The organism is Streptomyces sp. NPDC001920 (genome assembly GCF_053594495.1).
The window spans coordinates 33,047-48,020 of sequence record NZ_JBSFEP010000002.1 but is presented as its reverse complement, the minus strand read 5'-3'; the positions used below and the strand labels follow the sequence as shown (position 1 = coordinate 48,020).

Below are 14,974 nucleotides of genomic sequence, written 5' to 3'. Positions count from 1 at the left end.
AAAAAATTTTCGGTGAGACGGTGGACCCATGCTGGATGTCACCGTGATCGAGGACCCCGAGGCCGCAGCCGTCTCGCTGGACCCCACAAGGGCTCGCCTGCTGGCGGAGCTGGCGGCCGGCCCCGCGTCCGCCACCATGCTGGCGGGCAAGGTCGGGCTGCCCCGGCAGAAGGTGAACTACCACCTCAAGGCGCTGGAGCGGCACGGCCTCGTCGAGCTGGTCGACGAGCGCCGCAAGGGCAACGTCACCGAGCGGCTGATGCGGGCCGCCGCCGCGTCGTACGTCATCTCGCCGCTCGCGCTCGCCCCCGTGCAGCCGGACCCGGAGCGCTTCCGCGACCAGCTCTCCGCCCGGTGGCTGCTCGCGCTCGGTGCCCGGCTGGTCCGGGACGTCGGCTCACTGATCACCGGTGCGGCGAAGGCCCGCAAGCCAGTGGCGACGTACGCGCTGGACGGCGAGGTCCGGTTCGCCTCGGCGGCCGACCGGGCCGCCTTCGTGGAGGAGCTGACGGCCGGGGTCGGCGCGCTGATCCGCAAGTACGACGCGCCCGACGCGGAGGGCGGCCGGGACCACCGGATCGTCGTGGCCGTCCATCCCACGGTCAAGCCCCAGCAGCAGAACCCCGAACTCGACAGTCACCAGGCAGGAGTCCACCATGTCCAAGGAATTCGAGATCGCCCGTGAGTTCGAGGTCGACGCCACGCCCGAACAGGTCTGGGAGGCGGTCACCTCCGGTACCGGCGGCTGGCTGTGGCCGATGGAGCCGCCGGAGCCGCGGGAGGGCGGCAAGGGCCCCTTCGGGTCCAAGGTCACCGCCTGGGACCCGCCGCACCGCTACAGCAACCGTGTCGATGACGTCGACGGGATCTCCGAGCAGACCGTCAACCAGCTCGACTACACGATCGAGCCGCGCGACGAGGGCCGCCGGGCCTGGGTGCGGTACGTGCACAGCGGGATCTTCGTCGACGACTGGGACAACCAGTACGACGGTGCCGCCAAGCACACCGACTTCTACCTGCACACCCTGGGCCAGTACCTGACGCACTTCGGCGGCCGGACCGCCGCCTTCGCGACCTTCGACGGACCCGAGGCGTCCAGGGCCGCGGACGCGCTCGTCGCCGTCGGGCGGGCGCTCGGTGTCGGAGAGGACGTGACCGCGGGCACACGCGTGCGGGTTCACGGACCCGACGAGTTCGACGCCGTGGTCGACTTCCGCAACCCGTACTTCATCGGGCTGCGCACGGACCGGGGCCTGACCCGTGTCTTCGGGCGCAACCACTGGGGCCACCCGGTCGGCGTCTCCCTGCACGACTTCACACCGGGCGCCGACGTCAAGGAGTGCGAAGCCGCCTGGCAGGACTGGCTGAACGGGGTGTTCAGCCAGTCCTGAGCAAGCCGTCGGTTACGGCCTGAACCGCAGTACCTGCGGGTCGTGGTCGCTGATCTGGTCGTTGAACTCCGCGTTGATGTGCACGCTGTCGTACTCGAAGTCGCACGAGCGCCGGATCGACGGGCTGACCAGGATCTGGTCCAGGGTCTGCGCGTTGCCCTGGTAGACGTACGAGTAACGCTCGCTCCTGGGCAGCGACTTGATCGCCGACCACAGTGCGCCGCCGTCCTCCAGCCGCTCGGTGGTGCCGGAGAACTCGAAGTCGTTGATGTCGCCGAGCGTGACGACGTCCGCGTTCTTCTGGACGGCCAGGATGTCCTTGACGAAGGCGTTCACCGCGGTCGCCTGGAGGTGGCGCTGGGTCTCCGAGCTGCGGGCCGGCGGCTGGAACTGCGCGTGCAGCGACTGGTCGCCGCCCTTGGAGGCGAAGTGGTTGGCGATCACGAAGACCGTCCGGCCGCGGAAGGCGAACTCACCGGCCAGCGGCTTGCGGCTGTTCGTCCAGGCCGCGTTCGCCGGGTCGATCCGGCCGGGGGAGACCGTCAGCGCCGCCCGGCCCTTGACCTCGGTCACCCCGGCGGCCGTCGTCGCGTCGCCGCCCGCACGGTCGACGAAGGAGACACGCTTCGGGTTGAACAGGAACACCTGGCGGATGTTGCCGCCCGGCTCACCGCCGTCGGCCTTGTCGACCGGGTCGATGGAACGCCAGTCGTACGCCGGACCGCCCGCGGCGGCGATCGCGTCGATCAGCTTCTGCATCGTCTGGTCCGCGGCGACCGTACCGTCGTTGGTCGCACCGTTGTTGTCCTGGATCTCCTCCAGGGACACGATGTCGGGCGACTGGAGGTTGTTCACGATCGCGGAGGCGTGCGCGGCGAAGGTGGCGTCGGACGGGTCCAGGTTCTCGACGTTGTACGTCGCGACCGCCAGTTCCCCGCGTCCCTGCCGCTGCGTCGTCTCCCGCTTCAGGTCACCGCTCTTGAGCGTGCCCAGCTCGCTCGCCACGAGGGTGTACCCGCCGTACTGCGTGTAGTCCAGCGGGCCGGTGGTGGTCCCGGCGAGCGTGTCACCGACGTTCGCGACGGGGAACTGCGCGCCCGGGCCGAGCGACTGGATCTGGAGCCGGCCGGTGTTCTGGGACTCGTAGGAGCCGTAGACCGTGCCACCGCGGCGGTTGCGGTGCTCCCAGGGCTTGACAGTCACCCAGAGCTCGTTGAAGTCGTCGGTCGCGGTGACCACACGGGCGTCGGCGACGCGGACGTTCATGCCCTCCAGGGACTCGTAGTGGTCCAGGGCGTACGTCGACGGCTGCAGCGTCAGGCCGTTGATCGAGCCGTTCGCGGCGCTGTCGCCGGCCGGGGTGTACCGGTCCGGCACCGAGTCCTCGTCCACGACCGTCGCGGCGGGCACGGCGTTCCCGGCGGAGACGACGGTGACCGTCGGCTTGGTGATCTCGGTCAGCGACTGGTTGCCGGAGGAGGCGCCGCCCGGCACGAACTCCGTGACCGTGCCCGAGACGAGAACCGAGTCGCCGACGGCGACCTTCGGGGCGGAGCCGGTGAAGACGAAGACGCCCTCGCTGGTGGCCGGGTTGTCGTCGGCGTCCGGATCCTGGATCCAGAAGCCCTTGGACGAGCCGTAGGTGCGTACGCCGGTGACGATTCCGGCCACATCCGCGACCGGCTTGCCGGCGTACGGCGATATTCGGGTACTGCCCTGAATGTCATGGATGCGCACGGATTCCGCGTGCGCGGGGGTGGTGAGGACGACGGTGGACGCCGCGGAACAGACGGCGGCGACGGTGAGCGCGGCGAGGCGCACGGACTTCTTGCTCGGCAACGGGATCCCTCCGGGGACGTACGTGGGCGCCGGGACGAGGGTGGTGCGTGGAACGGTGGGTGCGGGCGCGACCGGTGAGGCGGTGGCGACGCGCGTAGAAATTACAGTGAACAGCTGTCCCCCGACTTCTACGCGCGTCAATCTCGTGCCTGCTCAGGCCACTTGTCAAGGTTTCGGCCATGTACACCTCCTGACGGGGAGATGAACCGGGCGGCATGGGTGGAAATCCGTCTAGGCTGAGCGGTTGAGCCGTGCGGTGTACGGCAAGGGTCGTGTCGCGTACGGCCACGCAAAGTGCTCTAGGAGAACCAGCCGATGTCAGACAGCTCCCCCCTGCCGCCGGTGCGCCTGCACCCCGAAGCGGAGCTGGCGCGTGACGCGCTGTCCACGCCGTTGCTCTCCCGGTCCGCGCGGCTGGCCCGTTGGGCCGGGCCCGACACCCGCGTCGACGCCGGTGGCGGGCTCGTCGACGAGCAGTTGCCCGCCGCCGCCGAGGTGCTCGGACTGAGCGGGAACGACGCCGCGGCGTACGCCAGTGAGGCCTGGCGGGTGGCCGTCGACACCGGTCTGGTCGAGATCCTCGACGAGGACAGCGGCACGGTCGCGACCGGTGCGGACCTGGCGCTGCTGACCGGCGGTTCGCCGCAGGACGTGCTCGGGGTGTGGCTGACGGCGCTGGAGACGGTGCTCGCCGACGCGAGCGTGCCCGACCTCGACGACCTGGTCGACGCCATGGACGCGGGCGGCGAGGTCGACCTCTCCTCCCTGGACTGGGACCCGGAGGCCGAGGCGGAGTTCCTCGACGGGGTGCTCGGCAACCTCTACCTGCTGACGGTCAGCGAGGACGGGCCCGGCGAGGCTCCGGTACCGCTGCCGGCCCTCGCCGCGTCGATGATCGTGCCGAGCGACATGGGCGAGCCCACCAACGACGTGCTGGAGCAGGTGTCCGACGCGATGATGCGTCTGGACGACCAGTTCCGGCTGCTGGAGCCGGCCGGACTGGTGGAGTACCAGCCGGTCGACGAGGCGCTGATGGCGGACATCGACGGCGACGCCGAGGAGCCGCCGGCCGGCCTGGACGACACCGACGTGTCGCGGTACGGCATGGTCCGGCTCACCCCGCTCGGTCTGTACGGGCTGCGCTCACGGCTGCTGGAGGCCGGGTTCGAGGCGCCCGTGGTCGGAGAGCTCGCGGACAAGGGCGCCGACACCCTGCTCGCAGGGACGGCCGCCTTCCCGCAGACCGCCGCGCGGGCCGAGACCGAACTGTGGCTCGTACGGCGCGAACCCCTCGCCGCGGCCCGGGAGTTGCTGGCGGCGGCACGCGGCTCGGACGCCGGCGCGCCACTGCGGCGGCTGCGCTGCCAGCAGGCGCTGTCCCTGCTGGGCCCGGAGGCCGAACCGGCGCTGCGGGAGGTCCTCGACGACCCCGAGCTGGGCGGGCTGGCGCGGGTGTGGCTGACCGAGCGGGGCGCCGCCGACGTGCCCGCCCCGTCGCAGGACCTGGTGTTCTGGCTGACCGTCGACACGGTCGCCGCCCAGCTGGCCGCGGAGGGGAACTCCGACGAACTGCGGGCCCTGGTCGAAGGACTGGCCGCGCAGCACACGGGGTTCTTCGCGGCGGCCTGGCGGGTGGAACACCCCGCGACCGCCGATGTCCTGGAGGCGATGGGACGGTTGCACCCGGACAAGAAGATCGCGAAGGAAGCGCGGAAGGCGGCGTTCAAGGCGCGTTCGCAGCACGGCGGATGACGGCCGGGCGGCGGCCGGGGGCGCGTACCGATTAATTCATTCGCCCGTCCCGCGGCGCTCCTTTTAGAGTGATGAACGTCCAGGTGCGAAGGCAGGACCTACTTCCACTCATAATGGGGCGGCCGCGGGTTCGAGTCCCGCCACCGGTACAACGCGCCGGTGTAGCTCAGGGGTCAGAGCACCTGATGTCGGTTCCGCCGGCCTGAACTCTGGACACCACAACTTCATGCACCTCCCGGTGCGCGGGCTGCGGCTACTTCTTCTCCCAAAAGAATCCCACGCCGCCGCCGACTTGATCTCGGGAGGCGCAGCTCATGGGGGGTGCCCGGTGCGCAGGCGGCGGATACTTCGGGAACTGGTGGGGGGAGACCCCCGTACGGGTTCGAATCCCGTCATCGGCTCCAGGCCGATGTGGCGGAACGGAAGACGCGTCAGTTTATGGTCACCGCAGCCGAATTCGAACTCGGGCATCCTCCTTCTGTCGCGCCTCCCTTCTGAACGGAAAAGGAATTCGGGGGAATTCACCATGGCGCGATTCAACAAGCGAGCCGCCACGGCTCGGCCCACCTCGCGGGTCACCTCGACGGGCCGAGTGCTCCGCACCTACGAGGGCGGCCGTGGTCACGAGCGCGACAAGCGCTCCGAGCTCTTCCTGCTCGCCGTCGCCAACTTCGTCTCGCAGGACACCTTCTACGAGAACGGCGGCGACCGCGACGCCCGGTTCGCGAAGCTCGTACGCGAACTCGCCGTCACCGACCCGGTGTGGACGGCCGGCCTGCTGGGCTGGCTGCGCGGCGAGGGCAACCTCCGTACCGCCTCCCTCGTGGGCGCCGCCGAGTACGTGCACGCACGGCTGGCGGCGGGCGCCGTCGACGGCCCGGCGAACCGGCAGGTCGTCGCCTCCGTGCTGCGGCGGCCGGACGAGCCCGGCGAACTCCTGGCGTACTGGACGGCGACGTACGGCCGCAACGTACCCAAGCCGGTCAAGCGCGGAATCGCCGACGCCGTACGGCGCCTGTACACCGGGAAGTCGTTCCTGAAGTACGACACCGCGTCCAAGGGCTACCGCTTCGGCGACATCCTCAACCTCGTGCACGCGGCGCCGGACCCGGCCAAGCCCTGGCAGGGCGAGCTGTTCCGGTACGCCCTCGACCGTCGGCACAACCCGGACACCGCCGTGCCGCCCGCGTCCGACCGGACGCTGGTCGCGCACCGCGAACTGACGGCACTGCCGGTCGAGCAGCGGCGTGCGCTCGTCACGTCCGAGGGCGGCGCCGAGCGGCTCGCCGAGGCCGGGATGACCTGGGAGGCGCTGGCGGGCTGGCTGCAGGGGCCGATGGACAAGGAGGCCTGGGAGGCCGTGATTCCGTCGATGGGCGCGATGGCGCTCGTACGGAACCTGCGGAACTTCGACCAGGCCGGCGTGTCCGACGAGGTCGCGGCCCGGGTCGCGGCCCGCATCGCTGACCCGGCGGAGGTCGCGCGGTCGCGGCAGTTCCCCTTCCGGTACCTCGCGGCGTACCAGCACGCGCCCTCGCTGCGTTGGTCGTACCCGCTGGAGCAGGCGCTCGGCCACTCGCTGGCCAACGTGCCCGCGCTGCCCGGCCGGACGCTGATCCTGGTCGACCGCTCGGGCTCGATGTGGGCGCGGCTGTCGGACCGCTCGCAGCTCAACCGGGCCGACGCGGCGGCGATCTTCGGCACCGCGCTGGCACTGCGGGCCGAGCAGGCCGACCTCGTCGAGTTCGGCACCACGAGCCGGCGCCTGAAGCTCCGCAAGGGCGAGTCGGTGCTGAAGATCCTGGAGCGCTTCGGCGACCTGGGCGGCACCGACACCACGTCGGCGGTCCGCGCGCACTACCGGGGGCAGGACCGGGTGCTGATCGTCACCGACGAGCAGTACACCCACAGCCGCCACGGCGACCCGACCGAGCAGATCCCCGCCGAGGTGCCGGTCTACACCTGGAACCTCGCCGGGTACCGCGCGGGCCACGGCCCGTCGGGCCGGGCGAACCGGCACACCTTCGGGGGCCTGTCGGATGCGGCGTTCCGGATGGTCCCGTTGCTGGAGAGCGCCAGGGACGCCGACTGGCCCTGGGCCGCCTGAGCCCCGGCACGCGTGGCCCGCACTTTCACGGGGGGTGCGGGCCACGTCCCGGTCCGCCGTGCTCCCCGCCCACCTGGGCGGGCAGCCGTCGCCGAACGCGGACAGGGCGCCGTGGCGGCTCATCGCGGCTCATCGCGGCACTTCGGGCGGAGCGCTCCGCCGGATACAGTGCACTGCGTGTGGGCGGACGATCAGCAGCGGGACCCGGATGCCGAACGGTCCGACGGCCCCCGCCGCCGGGCCACGATCCACGACGTCGCCAAGCTGGCCGGAGTGTCCCGGCAGACGGTCTCCCGCGCGGTCAACGACAAGGGCGAGATCGACCCGGCCACGAAGGAACGGGTGCTGGAGGCGGCGCGGCTGCTGGACTACCGGCCCAGCCGTTTCGCGCGCGGCCTCGTCCGCAAGGGGACCGTCACGGCCGGTCTGGTGATCCCGGACCTGATGAACCCCTTTTTCCCCGAGGTCGCCGCCGGTGTCCTGGAAGCCGCGGAGCGGCGCGGCTGGCAGGTGGTCGTGTGGGACTCACGGGCCGACGAGGCCCGGGAGCGGGAGGCGCTCGACGTCCTGTCCCACCAGGCCGACGCGGTCGTGGGCTACTTCAGGAACCCCGACGACGTGCTGTCCCGGCACCTCGGCGGCGTACCACTGGTGCTGCTGGAACGCGGCCCGCAGCAGACCCGCTTCGCGGCCGTGGGCATCGACGCCGCGGCCGGTCTGGAACAGGGCATGGCCCACCTGGTGCGCGCCGGGCACCGCCGGATCGGCATGCTGGACGGTGTGCACGGCCCCGCCCCAAGAAGACAGGCGTTCCTCGCGGAGGCCCGGCGGCACGGCCTGCCCGTCGACGAGGGCTGGACAGCCCAGTGCCAGGAGCACAGCGTGGCGGGCGGCGAGACCGGCATGGGACGGCTGCTGGACGCCCGGCCCGACATCACCGCCGTGTTCGGCTTCAACGATCTGATCGCGGTCGGCGCGATGCGCGCCGCCCGGCGCCGGGGCCGGAGGGTGCCCGACGACCTGGCCGTGCTCGGCTTCGACGGCCTGTCGCTGGGCGAACTGGTGGAACCCGCCCTCACCACCCTGCACATCGACAAACGGCGGCTGGGCCGGCTGGCCGTGGAGCAGGTGGCGCGCCTGCGGGCGGGAGAGGAGCCGATGAGCGGCGCCGACGCCTGGGTGGTTCCGGAGCTGGTGGTGCGGGCCTCGGCCTGAGACGGGCCGACGAGGCCGCGACCGCCTCGACCCCTGTGACTCGCGGGCACGTCGGCAGTGCGGCACACACGCGCCGGGGCGCCCCCTCGGCAGGGGGCGCCCCGGATGCCGTACGGCTGCCGCGGGGGTTTCGAAACACCCCTAGAGGGCCTGGGCCGCCGGCTTGACCATCCCCCTCACCGTGCGGGACTTCACGAAGTCGCCCATGGCCGTCATCTCCCACTCGCCGGAGAACTGGCGGATCAGCTTGGCCATCATCACGCCCGTCTGCGCCTCGGCGCTGGTGAGGTCGAAGCGGACCAGTTCCTCGCCGGTCGCGGCGTCGAGGAGACGGCAGTAGGCCTTGGCGACCTCGGTGAACTTCTGGCCGGAGAAGGAGTTGACCGTGAAGACCAGGCCGGTGACCTCCATGGGCAGGCGCCCCAGGTCCACGGTGATGACCTCGTCGTCGCCCCCGCCCTCACCGGTGAGGTTGTCGCCGGAGTGCCGGATGGCGCCGTTCACGATCTGCAGCTTGCCGAAGTAGCAGCTGTCGATGTGGTTGCGCTGCGGGCCGTAGGCGATCACCGAGGCGTCCAGGTCGATGTCCTTGCCGCGGTACGCCGGCTCCCAGCCGAGACCCATCTTGACCTGGGAGAGCAGCGGACGGCCGCCCTTCATCAGGGAGACGGTCTGGTTCTTCTGGAGGCTGACCCGGCCCTTGTCCAGGTTGATCTTGCCGGCGCCCGGGGCGGGCGGCGCGGGCGGGGCCGGGGGAGCGGCGGGGGCCTGGGGCACGGGAGGAGTGGCCAGGGGCGGTGCCGGCGGGGCGGCGGGGGGCTGCATGGCGGGCTGCGGCGGGGCGGCGGGCGCGGCCGGCTCCTCGACCGTGACGCCGAAGTCGGTGGCGATGCCGGCCAGGCCGTTGGCGTAGCCCTGGCCGACCGCGCGGGCCTTCCAGGCGCCGTTGCGCAGATAGATCTCCACGATCACCAGGGCCGTCTCGGTGCCGAGCTGCGGGGGCGTGAAGGTGGCCAGGACGCTGTTGTCGTCCGCGTTGCGGATGGTGGCCGTGGGTTCGATGCCCTGGAAGGTCTGGCCGGTGGCGTCCGGGCTGGCGGTGACGACGATCTTCTCGATGCCCGGGGGGACGGCCGTGGTGTCGACCGTGATCGCGTCGGGGCTGGTGCCGCCGCCCGAGCGGTAGGTCACGCCGGGGCCGGTGGGCTGGTTGTAGAAGATGAAGTCGTCGTCGGAGCGCACCTTGCCGTCGGCGGTGAGCAGCAGGCCCGATACGTCGAGCCGCACCGGGGCGGCGACGTCCACCGTGACGCGGGCGGCGGAGAGAGGGATGTTCGAGCCGGGGGTCATAGCTGTCATGCCGGGTGAACGAGCGGGGGCGCTTTACCGTTCCCTTACCCGGGGCCATTCGGAGGGCGTGGGCCACGCTCCGCCGCCCCGTCCCTTCAGGAGGGGACGGGGCGGCGGGGGGCGAGGTACCTACGGCACCACCACGATCTTGCGGCCCACTCCGGAGGCGAACTGCGCCAGCGCGTCCGGGTACCGCTCCAGCGGGATGCGGTCGCTGATGAAGACGTCCGGGTCCAGGACGCCGTTCGCGAACAGTTCCGCCGCGCGCTCGAAGCTGTGCAGGACCGCCATCGATCCCGTGATCGTGATCTCCTGGTTGTAGATGCGGTACGGGTCGATCGTCACCCTCGTCGCGTAGTCCGCCACCCCGAACTGCAGGAACGTGCCCGCCTTCGCGACCCGGTCGAGGCCGTCCTGGATCGCGGCCGCGTTGCCCGTGGCGTCGACCACGAGGTCCCAGCCCTGGGGGCGGTCCAGCTCGTCCGGGTTCGCGGCGGACGCCGAGACGCCGAGCCGCCGTGCCGTCTCCAGCCGGGCCGGGTTCACGTCCACCACGTCCACGCTCGCCGCTCCGGTCCGCTTGGCCAGTTCCAGCATCATCAGGCCCATCGTGCCCGAGCCGTAGATCAGGACGTGGGCGCCGAGGCGGGACTGCAGGACGTCGTAGCCCCTGACCGCGCACGACAACGGCTCCACCAGCGCCGCGTCCTCGGTGCGTACGTGCTCCGGGAGCCGCACGCAGTTCGCCACCGGGGCCACCGCGTAGCGCGCCGCGCCCCCGGGGGTCGTCACGCCGATCGCGGCCCACCGTTCGCAGAGGTTGTTGTGGCCGGTACGGCAGTAGCGGCACTCGTAGCAGTAGAGGGAAGGGTCCACCGCCACCCGGTCGCCGACCGACACCTCGGTGACCCGGGTGCCGACCCCGACCACCTCGCCCGCGAACTCGTGCCCGGGCACGATCGGCAGCTCGGGCGCGAACTCGCCCTGGAGGATGTGCAGGTCCGTGCCGCACAGGCCGCAGGCCGCGACCTCGACGACGACCTCGCGCGGGCCGGGCGTCGGGTCGGGGACCTCGGCGACGACGGCCTTGCCCACGGACTCGATGACGGCGGCCTTCATTTCACGGCTCCCAACGACAGGCCCTGGACCAGTTTGTCCTGGGCGGCGAACCCCGCGGCGAGCACCGGCAGGGAGATGACGAGCGACGCGGCGCACACCTTGGCCAGGAACAGGCCCTGGCTGGTGATGAAGCCGGTCAGGAAGACGGGGGCGGTCTCCGCCACCACGCCGGTCAGCACCCGGGCGAACAGCAGCTCGTTCCAGCTGAAGATGAAGCAGATCAGGGCCGTCGCGGCGACGCCCGGCAGCGCGATGGGGGCCACCACGCGGGTGAGGATCGTCGGGAGCCTCGCGCCGTCCACCCTCGCCGCCTCGATCACCGCCACCGGGATCTCGGCCAGGAAGGACTGCATCATCCACACCGCGATCGGCAGGTTCATGGAGGTGTAGAGGATGACCAGCAGCCAGATGTTGTCGAGCATGCCCGTGTTCTTCGCGAACAGGTACAGCGGCAGCAGACCCGCCACGGCCGGCAGCATCTTCGTGGACAGGAAGAAGAACAGGACGTCCGTCCACTTCCGCACCGGGCGGATCGACAGGGCGTAGGCCGCCGGAAGGGCGAGGAGCAGGACGAACAGGGTCGACGCCACCGACGCCACCGTCGAGTTGACCAGTGCGGGCCAGGGGCTGGCGCCGCCGCCGGCGCCGAAGAACTCGCGGTAGCCGTCCAGCGTCAGCGACGCGGCGAAGGACGGCGGGTTGGTCGCCGCGTCCTGTTCGGAGTGGAAGGACGTCAGGGCCATCCACGCGATGGGCAGGAAGAACACGATCCCGAGCAGCCAGGCCACCAGGCCCAGGCCGACGGTCTTGCGACCTCTGCCGAGTCGTACGGTCAGGGCACTCACGCGCGCGGCACCTCCTCGCGGAACAGGGACGACACCACGCGCAGTGCGAAGGTCGCGATGACGATGGAGCCGATGACCACCAAGACGCCCGCGGCGGAGGCGAGGCCGTTCTCGTGGGCCTGGTAGAAGCTCTGGTAGACGGCGTAGGGGAGGTTGGCGGTGCCCAGGCCGCCTGACGTGATCGTGAAGACCGCGTCGAAGTTCTGGACGATGTAGATCGAGCCCAGCAGGGCGCCCAGTTCGAGGTAGCGGCGCAGGTGCGGGAGGGTGAGGTGGCGGAAGATCTGCCAGTCGCTCGCGCCGTCGACACGGGCCGCCTCGATCTGCTCGTGGTCGCGGCTCTGGAGACCGGCCAGCAGGATCAGCATCATGAACGGCGTCCACTGCCAGACCAGGGAGGCCTCGACCGCGAGGAGCGGAGTGTGGGAGATCCAGTCGGGCTGTGGGCCGCCCACATAGTGCAACAACCCGTTGAACAGGCCGTATTCGGGGTTGTAGAGCACATGCTTCCAGAGCAGGGCGGCAGCCACCGGGACCACCAGGAAGGGTGCGATCAGCAGGGTGCGGACCACCCCGCGGCCCTTGAACCTCCGGTCCAGAAGCAGGGCGAGCACCAGGCCGAGGACCAGGCTGGCCAGTACCACTGCGACCGTCAGCAGCACGGTCGTCCACACCGAGTGGCGCAGGTCCGCGTCGGTGAGGACCTCACGGTAGTTGTCGACGCCGGCGAAGCGGCGGGCGTCCGGGTAGAGGGAGTTCCAGTCGAAGAAGGAGATCACCAGCGTGGCCACGAAGGGCAGCTGGGTCACCAGGATCATGAAGACCAGGGCGGGCATCAGGGGGGCCCGGGTCGCCCAGGCGCGCAGCCGGGCGGAGGGCGGGCGTGTGGTCCGTTCGGGAGTCGTGGCCAGGGGGGCCGTGGTCGTCGCTGTCATCGCCCCTCGTACTCCTCGGAGATCTTCTCGGCGAGCTGCTGGGACTTGTTCAGGGCCGACTCGACGGACTGGCGCCCGGCGATGGCCGCGCTGATCTCCTGGGAGACCTTGGTGCCGAGGTCGGTGAACTCGGGGATGCCGACGAACTGGATGCCGGGCGCGGGCCGCGGCTGCACGCCGGGGTCGTTCGGACGGGCGCCCTCGATGGCCTCCTTCGTCATCTCCTGGAAGGCGGCCGCCTCCTCCCGGTACGCCGGGTTGGCGTAGGTGGAGGCACGCTTGCCGGCCGGGACGTCGGCCCAGCCGATCTGGTCGCCGACCAGCTGCTCGTACTGCTTGCTCGACGCCCACGACACGAACTTCCAGGCCCTGTCGGGGTTGCGTGACGCCTGCTGGATGCCCCAGGCCCAGGTGTAGAGCCAGCCGGAGGACTCCGTCTTCTCGACGGGGGCCGGCGCGTAGCCGACCTTGCCCTTGACGGGGCTCTTCGCCGCCTCCAGGGATCCGGCCGCGGAGGTGGCGTCGTACCACATGGCGACCTTGCCCTGGGTCATGTTGTTCAGGCACTCGGCGAAGCCGGACTGGGCCGCTCCGGACTCCCCGTGCTCGCGGACCAGGTCGACGTAGAACGTCGTCGCCCTCTTCCACTCGGGGGAGTCCAGTCGCGCCTTCCAGTCCTTGTCGAACCAGGTGCCGCCGAAGGTGTTCACCACCGTGGTGAGCGGGGCCATCACCTCGCCCCAGCCCGGGAGTCCGCGCAGACAGATGCCCTTCATGCCGGGCTCGGCGCCGTCCACCTCCGCTGCCAGGTCCGCCACCTGCCGCCAGGTGGGGTGCGCCGGCATCGTCAGGCCCTCCTTGGCGAACACGTCCTTGCGGTACATGAGGAAGGACGATTCGCCGTAGAAGGGCTGGCCGTAGAGTCTGCCGTCGTCGCCGGTCAGGGACTGGCGCATCGGCTTGAGGACGTCCGGCTCGTCGTAGGCCGCATCCCGCGCGACGTAGGAGTCCATCTCCCGCAGCCAGCCGTTGCGGGCGTAGATCGGTATCTCGTAGTTGGAGAGGGTGGCCACGTCGTACTGGCCCGCCTGGTTGGCGAAGTCCTGGCTGATCTTGTCGCGGACGTCGTTCTCGGGCAGGACGGTGAAGTCGACCTCGATCCCCGTCTCCTTCGTGAAGTGCGGGGCCAGCTTCTGGAGTGCGGTCATCTGGGGGTTGTTGACCATCAGGACGTTGATCGAGTCGCCGCCCGACCCGGCCCCGCCGGCTCCGACCCAGCAGCCGGAGAGCAGCGGGGCGAGCAGCGTCCCTGCGGCGGCCGCGGCGAGCGTGGCTCGCGGGGGCCGTCGTCGGCTCTGGGTTCGCATGGATCGCTCCTGGACGTATAGGGAGATAAGGGGAACTGTCCGGCGTGGAGGTGCCCTGCGGGGGACGAGAGTCGGTTGTCAGGACACAGGAGGGGCTGGTTGTCGGAACGCGGGACGGGAGTCGGTTGTCAGACGCGGATGACCTGCGGGCCGAGCAGTGAGTACCGATGCGCCTCGGCCGCCGGGAGCAGCGTGCTGGTCACGATCGCTTCCAGGGCGCCGACCTGTGCGAACCGGCAGAAGCTGACCGCTCCGAACTTGGTGTGCACTCCCGCGAAGACCGTGCGGCGCGCGGCCCGGATCGCCTGTGCCTTGACCTCGCTGACCGCGGGGTCGGGGGTGGTGAGTCCGTGGTCGCGGGAGATGCCGTTGGCGCCGATGAACGCCAGGTCGATGACGAAGCCGGACAGCATCTTCGTCGTCCAGTGGTCGACGGTGGCGAGTGTCCCGGCCCGCACCCGTCCGCCGAGCAGCAGCACGCAGACCTGCTCGGCCTCCGCGAGGGCGCCCGCGACCGGCAGGGACGCGGTGACCACGGTCAGCGGCCGGTCGGTCGGCAGGGACTCGGCGATGAGCTGCGGGGTGAAGCCCTCGTCGACGAAGACCGTTTCCGCGTCGTGGAGCAGCTCGGCCGCGGCGGCCGCGATCCGGCGCTTCTCCGGGACGTGGCTGGTCGCACGGAAGGCGAGCGTCGTCTCGAAGCCGGCGCTCTCCACGGGGTAGGCCCCGCCGTGGGTACGGCGGAGCAGGCCGTGGTCCTCCAGGACGCGCAGATCCCGCCGTACGGTCTCCTTGGCCACGCCCAGGTCGGCGGCGAGCGCGGTGACGTCGACCGAGCCGTCGCGCCGGGCCGCCTGCACGATCTCGCGCTGGCGCTCTTCCGCCGTTCTCGTGCTCATGCCGACACCTGCCTCCGCCGTGCTGCCCGTTCGGGCCCGGTAGGACCCATGCCGGAATTTCTACAGCGGGTGCGCGGGGCTGACCAGGTCTGTTGCCGGTCCGATGCTGCCCGTGTGTGCCCGTTCACCGGCGGGTGCGCCCGCCGCGGACCTGC

General features: G+C 71.0%; 12 protein-coding genes. 5 read left to right on the top strand and 7 right to left on the bottom strand.

Annotated features, from left to right (window positions below; genetic code table 11):
• The first annotated feature begins 28 nt into the window (after positions 1-28).
• Entirely contained in the window at positions 29-685 is a 657-nt protein-coding gene (locus tag ACWCPI_RS02775) for an ArsR/SmtB family transcription factor (RefSeq protein ID WP_451036398.1), read from the top strand.
• Positions 657-1,391 (top strand): SRPBCC family protein, encoded by a 735-nt coding sequence (locus tag ACWCPI_RS02770; RefSeq protein WP_451036397.1) that lies wholly within the window; start codon positions 657-659, stop codon positions 1,389-1,391. Before ACWCPI_RS02775 ends, ACWCPI_RS02770 begins: the two co-directional genes overlap by 29 nt.
• Before the next feature lie 12 nt (positions 1,392-1,403).
• Here the strand turns inward: ACWCPI_RS02770 and ACWCPI_RS02765 are convergent, their stop codons facing one another.
• Positions 1,404-3,230 carry an endonuclease/exonuclease/phosphatase family protein gene (locus tag ACWCPI_RS02765; protein WP_451036396.1) on the bottom strand — a complete coding sequence of 609 codons (1,827 nt, stop codon included), beginning with the start codon at positions 3,228-3,230 and terminating at the stop codon, positions 1,404-1,406.
• A 315-nt stretch (positions 3,231-3,545) separates the two neighbouring features.
• Between ACWCPI_RS02765 and ACWCPI_RS02760 the strand changes: the two genes are divergently transcribed.
• The 3 genes from ACWCPI_RS02760 (at position 3,546) to ACWCPI_RS02750 (ending at position 8,304) form a co-directional block, all read left to right on the top strand.
• Positions 3,546-4,982 (top strand): hypothetical protein, encoded by a 1,437-nt coding sequence (locus ACWCPI_RS02760; protein ID WP_451036395.1) that lies wholly within the window; start codon positions 3,546-3,548, stop codon positions 4,980-4,982.
• A 526-nt stretch (positions 4,983-5,508) separates the two neighbouring features.
• The gene (locus tag ACWCPI_RS02755) at positions 5,509-7,089 is read left to right on the top strand and encodes a TROVE domain-containing protein (protein ID WP_451036394.1); all 1,581 of its coding nucleotides are present in this window, start codon (positions 5,509-5,511) and stop codon (positions 7,087-7,089) included.
• A gap of 177 nt (positions 7,090-7,266) precedes the next feature.
• A complete protein-coding gene (locus ACWCPI_RS02750) occupies positions 7,267-8,304 on the top strand; it encodes a LacI family DNA-binding transcriptional regulator (RefSeq protein WP_451036393.1) in 1,038 nt (345 codons plus the stop codon).
• A gap of 141 nt (positions 8,305-8,445) precedes the next feature.
• Here the strand turns inward: ACWCPI_RS02750 and ACWCPI_RS02745 are convergent, their stop codons facing one another.
• The 6 genes from ACWCPI_RS02745 to ACWCPI_RS02720 form a co-directional block, all read right to left on the bottom strand.
• The gene (locus ACWCPI_RS02745) at positions 8,446-9,654 is read right to left on the bottom strand and encodes a TerD family protein (RefSeq protein WP_451036806.1); all 1,209 of its coding nucleotides are present in this window, start codon (positions 9,652-9,654) and stop codon (positions 8,446-8,448) included.
• 129 nt (positions 9,655-9,783) lie between these two features.
• A complete protein-coding gene (locus ACWCPI_RS02740) occupies positions 9,784-10,773 on the bottom strand; it encodes a zinc-dependent alcohol dehydrogenase family protein (protein ID WP_451036392.1) in 990 nt (329 codons plus the stop codon).
• Positions 10,770-11,609, bottom strand: a complete 840-nt coding sequence (locus ACWCPI_RS02735; protein WP_451036805.1) for a carbohydrate ABC transporter permease — start codon at positions 11,607-11,609, stop codon at positions 10,770-10,772. Before ACWCPI_RS02735 ends, ACWCPI_RS02740 begins: the two co-directional genes overlap by 4 nt.
• A gap of 5 nt (positions 11,610-11,614) precedes the next feature.
• A complete protein-coding gene (locus ACWCPI_RS02730) occupies positions 11,615-12,553 on the bottom strand; it encodes a carbohydrate ABC transporter permease (protein WP_451036391.1) in 939 nt (312 codons plus the stop codon).
• Positions 12,550-13,920, bottom strand: coding sequence for an ABC transporter substrate-binding protein (locus ACWCPI_RS02725; protein ID WP_451036390.1), 1,371 nt, complete (start codon positions 13,918-13,920; stop codon positions 12,550-12,552). The genes ACWCPI_RS02730 and ACWCPI_RS02725 overlap by 4 nt, the downstream gene beginning before the upstream one ends.
• A 128-nt stretch (positions 13,921-14,048) precedes the next feature.
• Positions 14,049-14,819, bottom strand: coding sequence for a DeoR/GlpR family DNA-binding transcription regulator (locus tag ACWCPI_RS02720; RefSeq protein WP_451036389.1), 771 nt, complete (start codon positions 14,817-14,819; stop codon positions 14,049-14,051).
• Positions 14,820-14,974 lie beyond the last annotated feature (155 nt).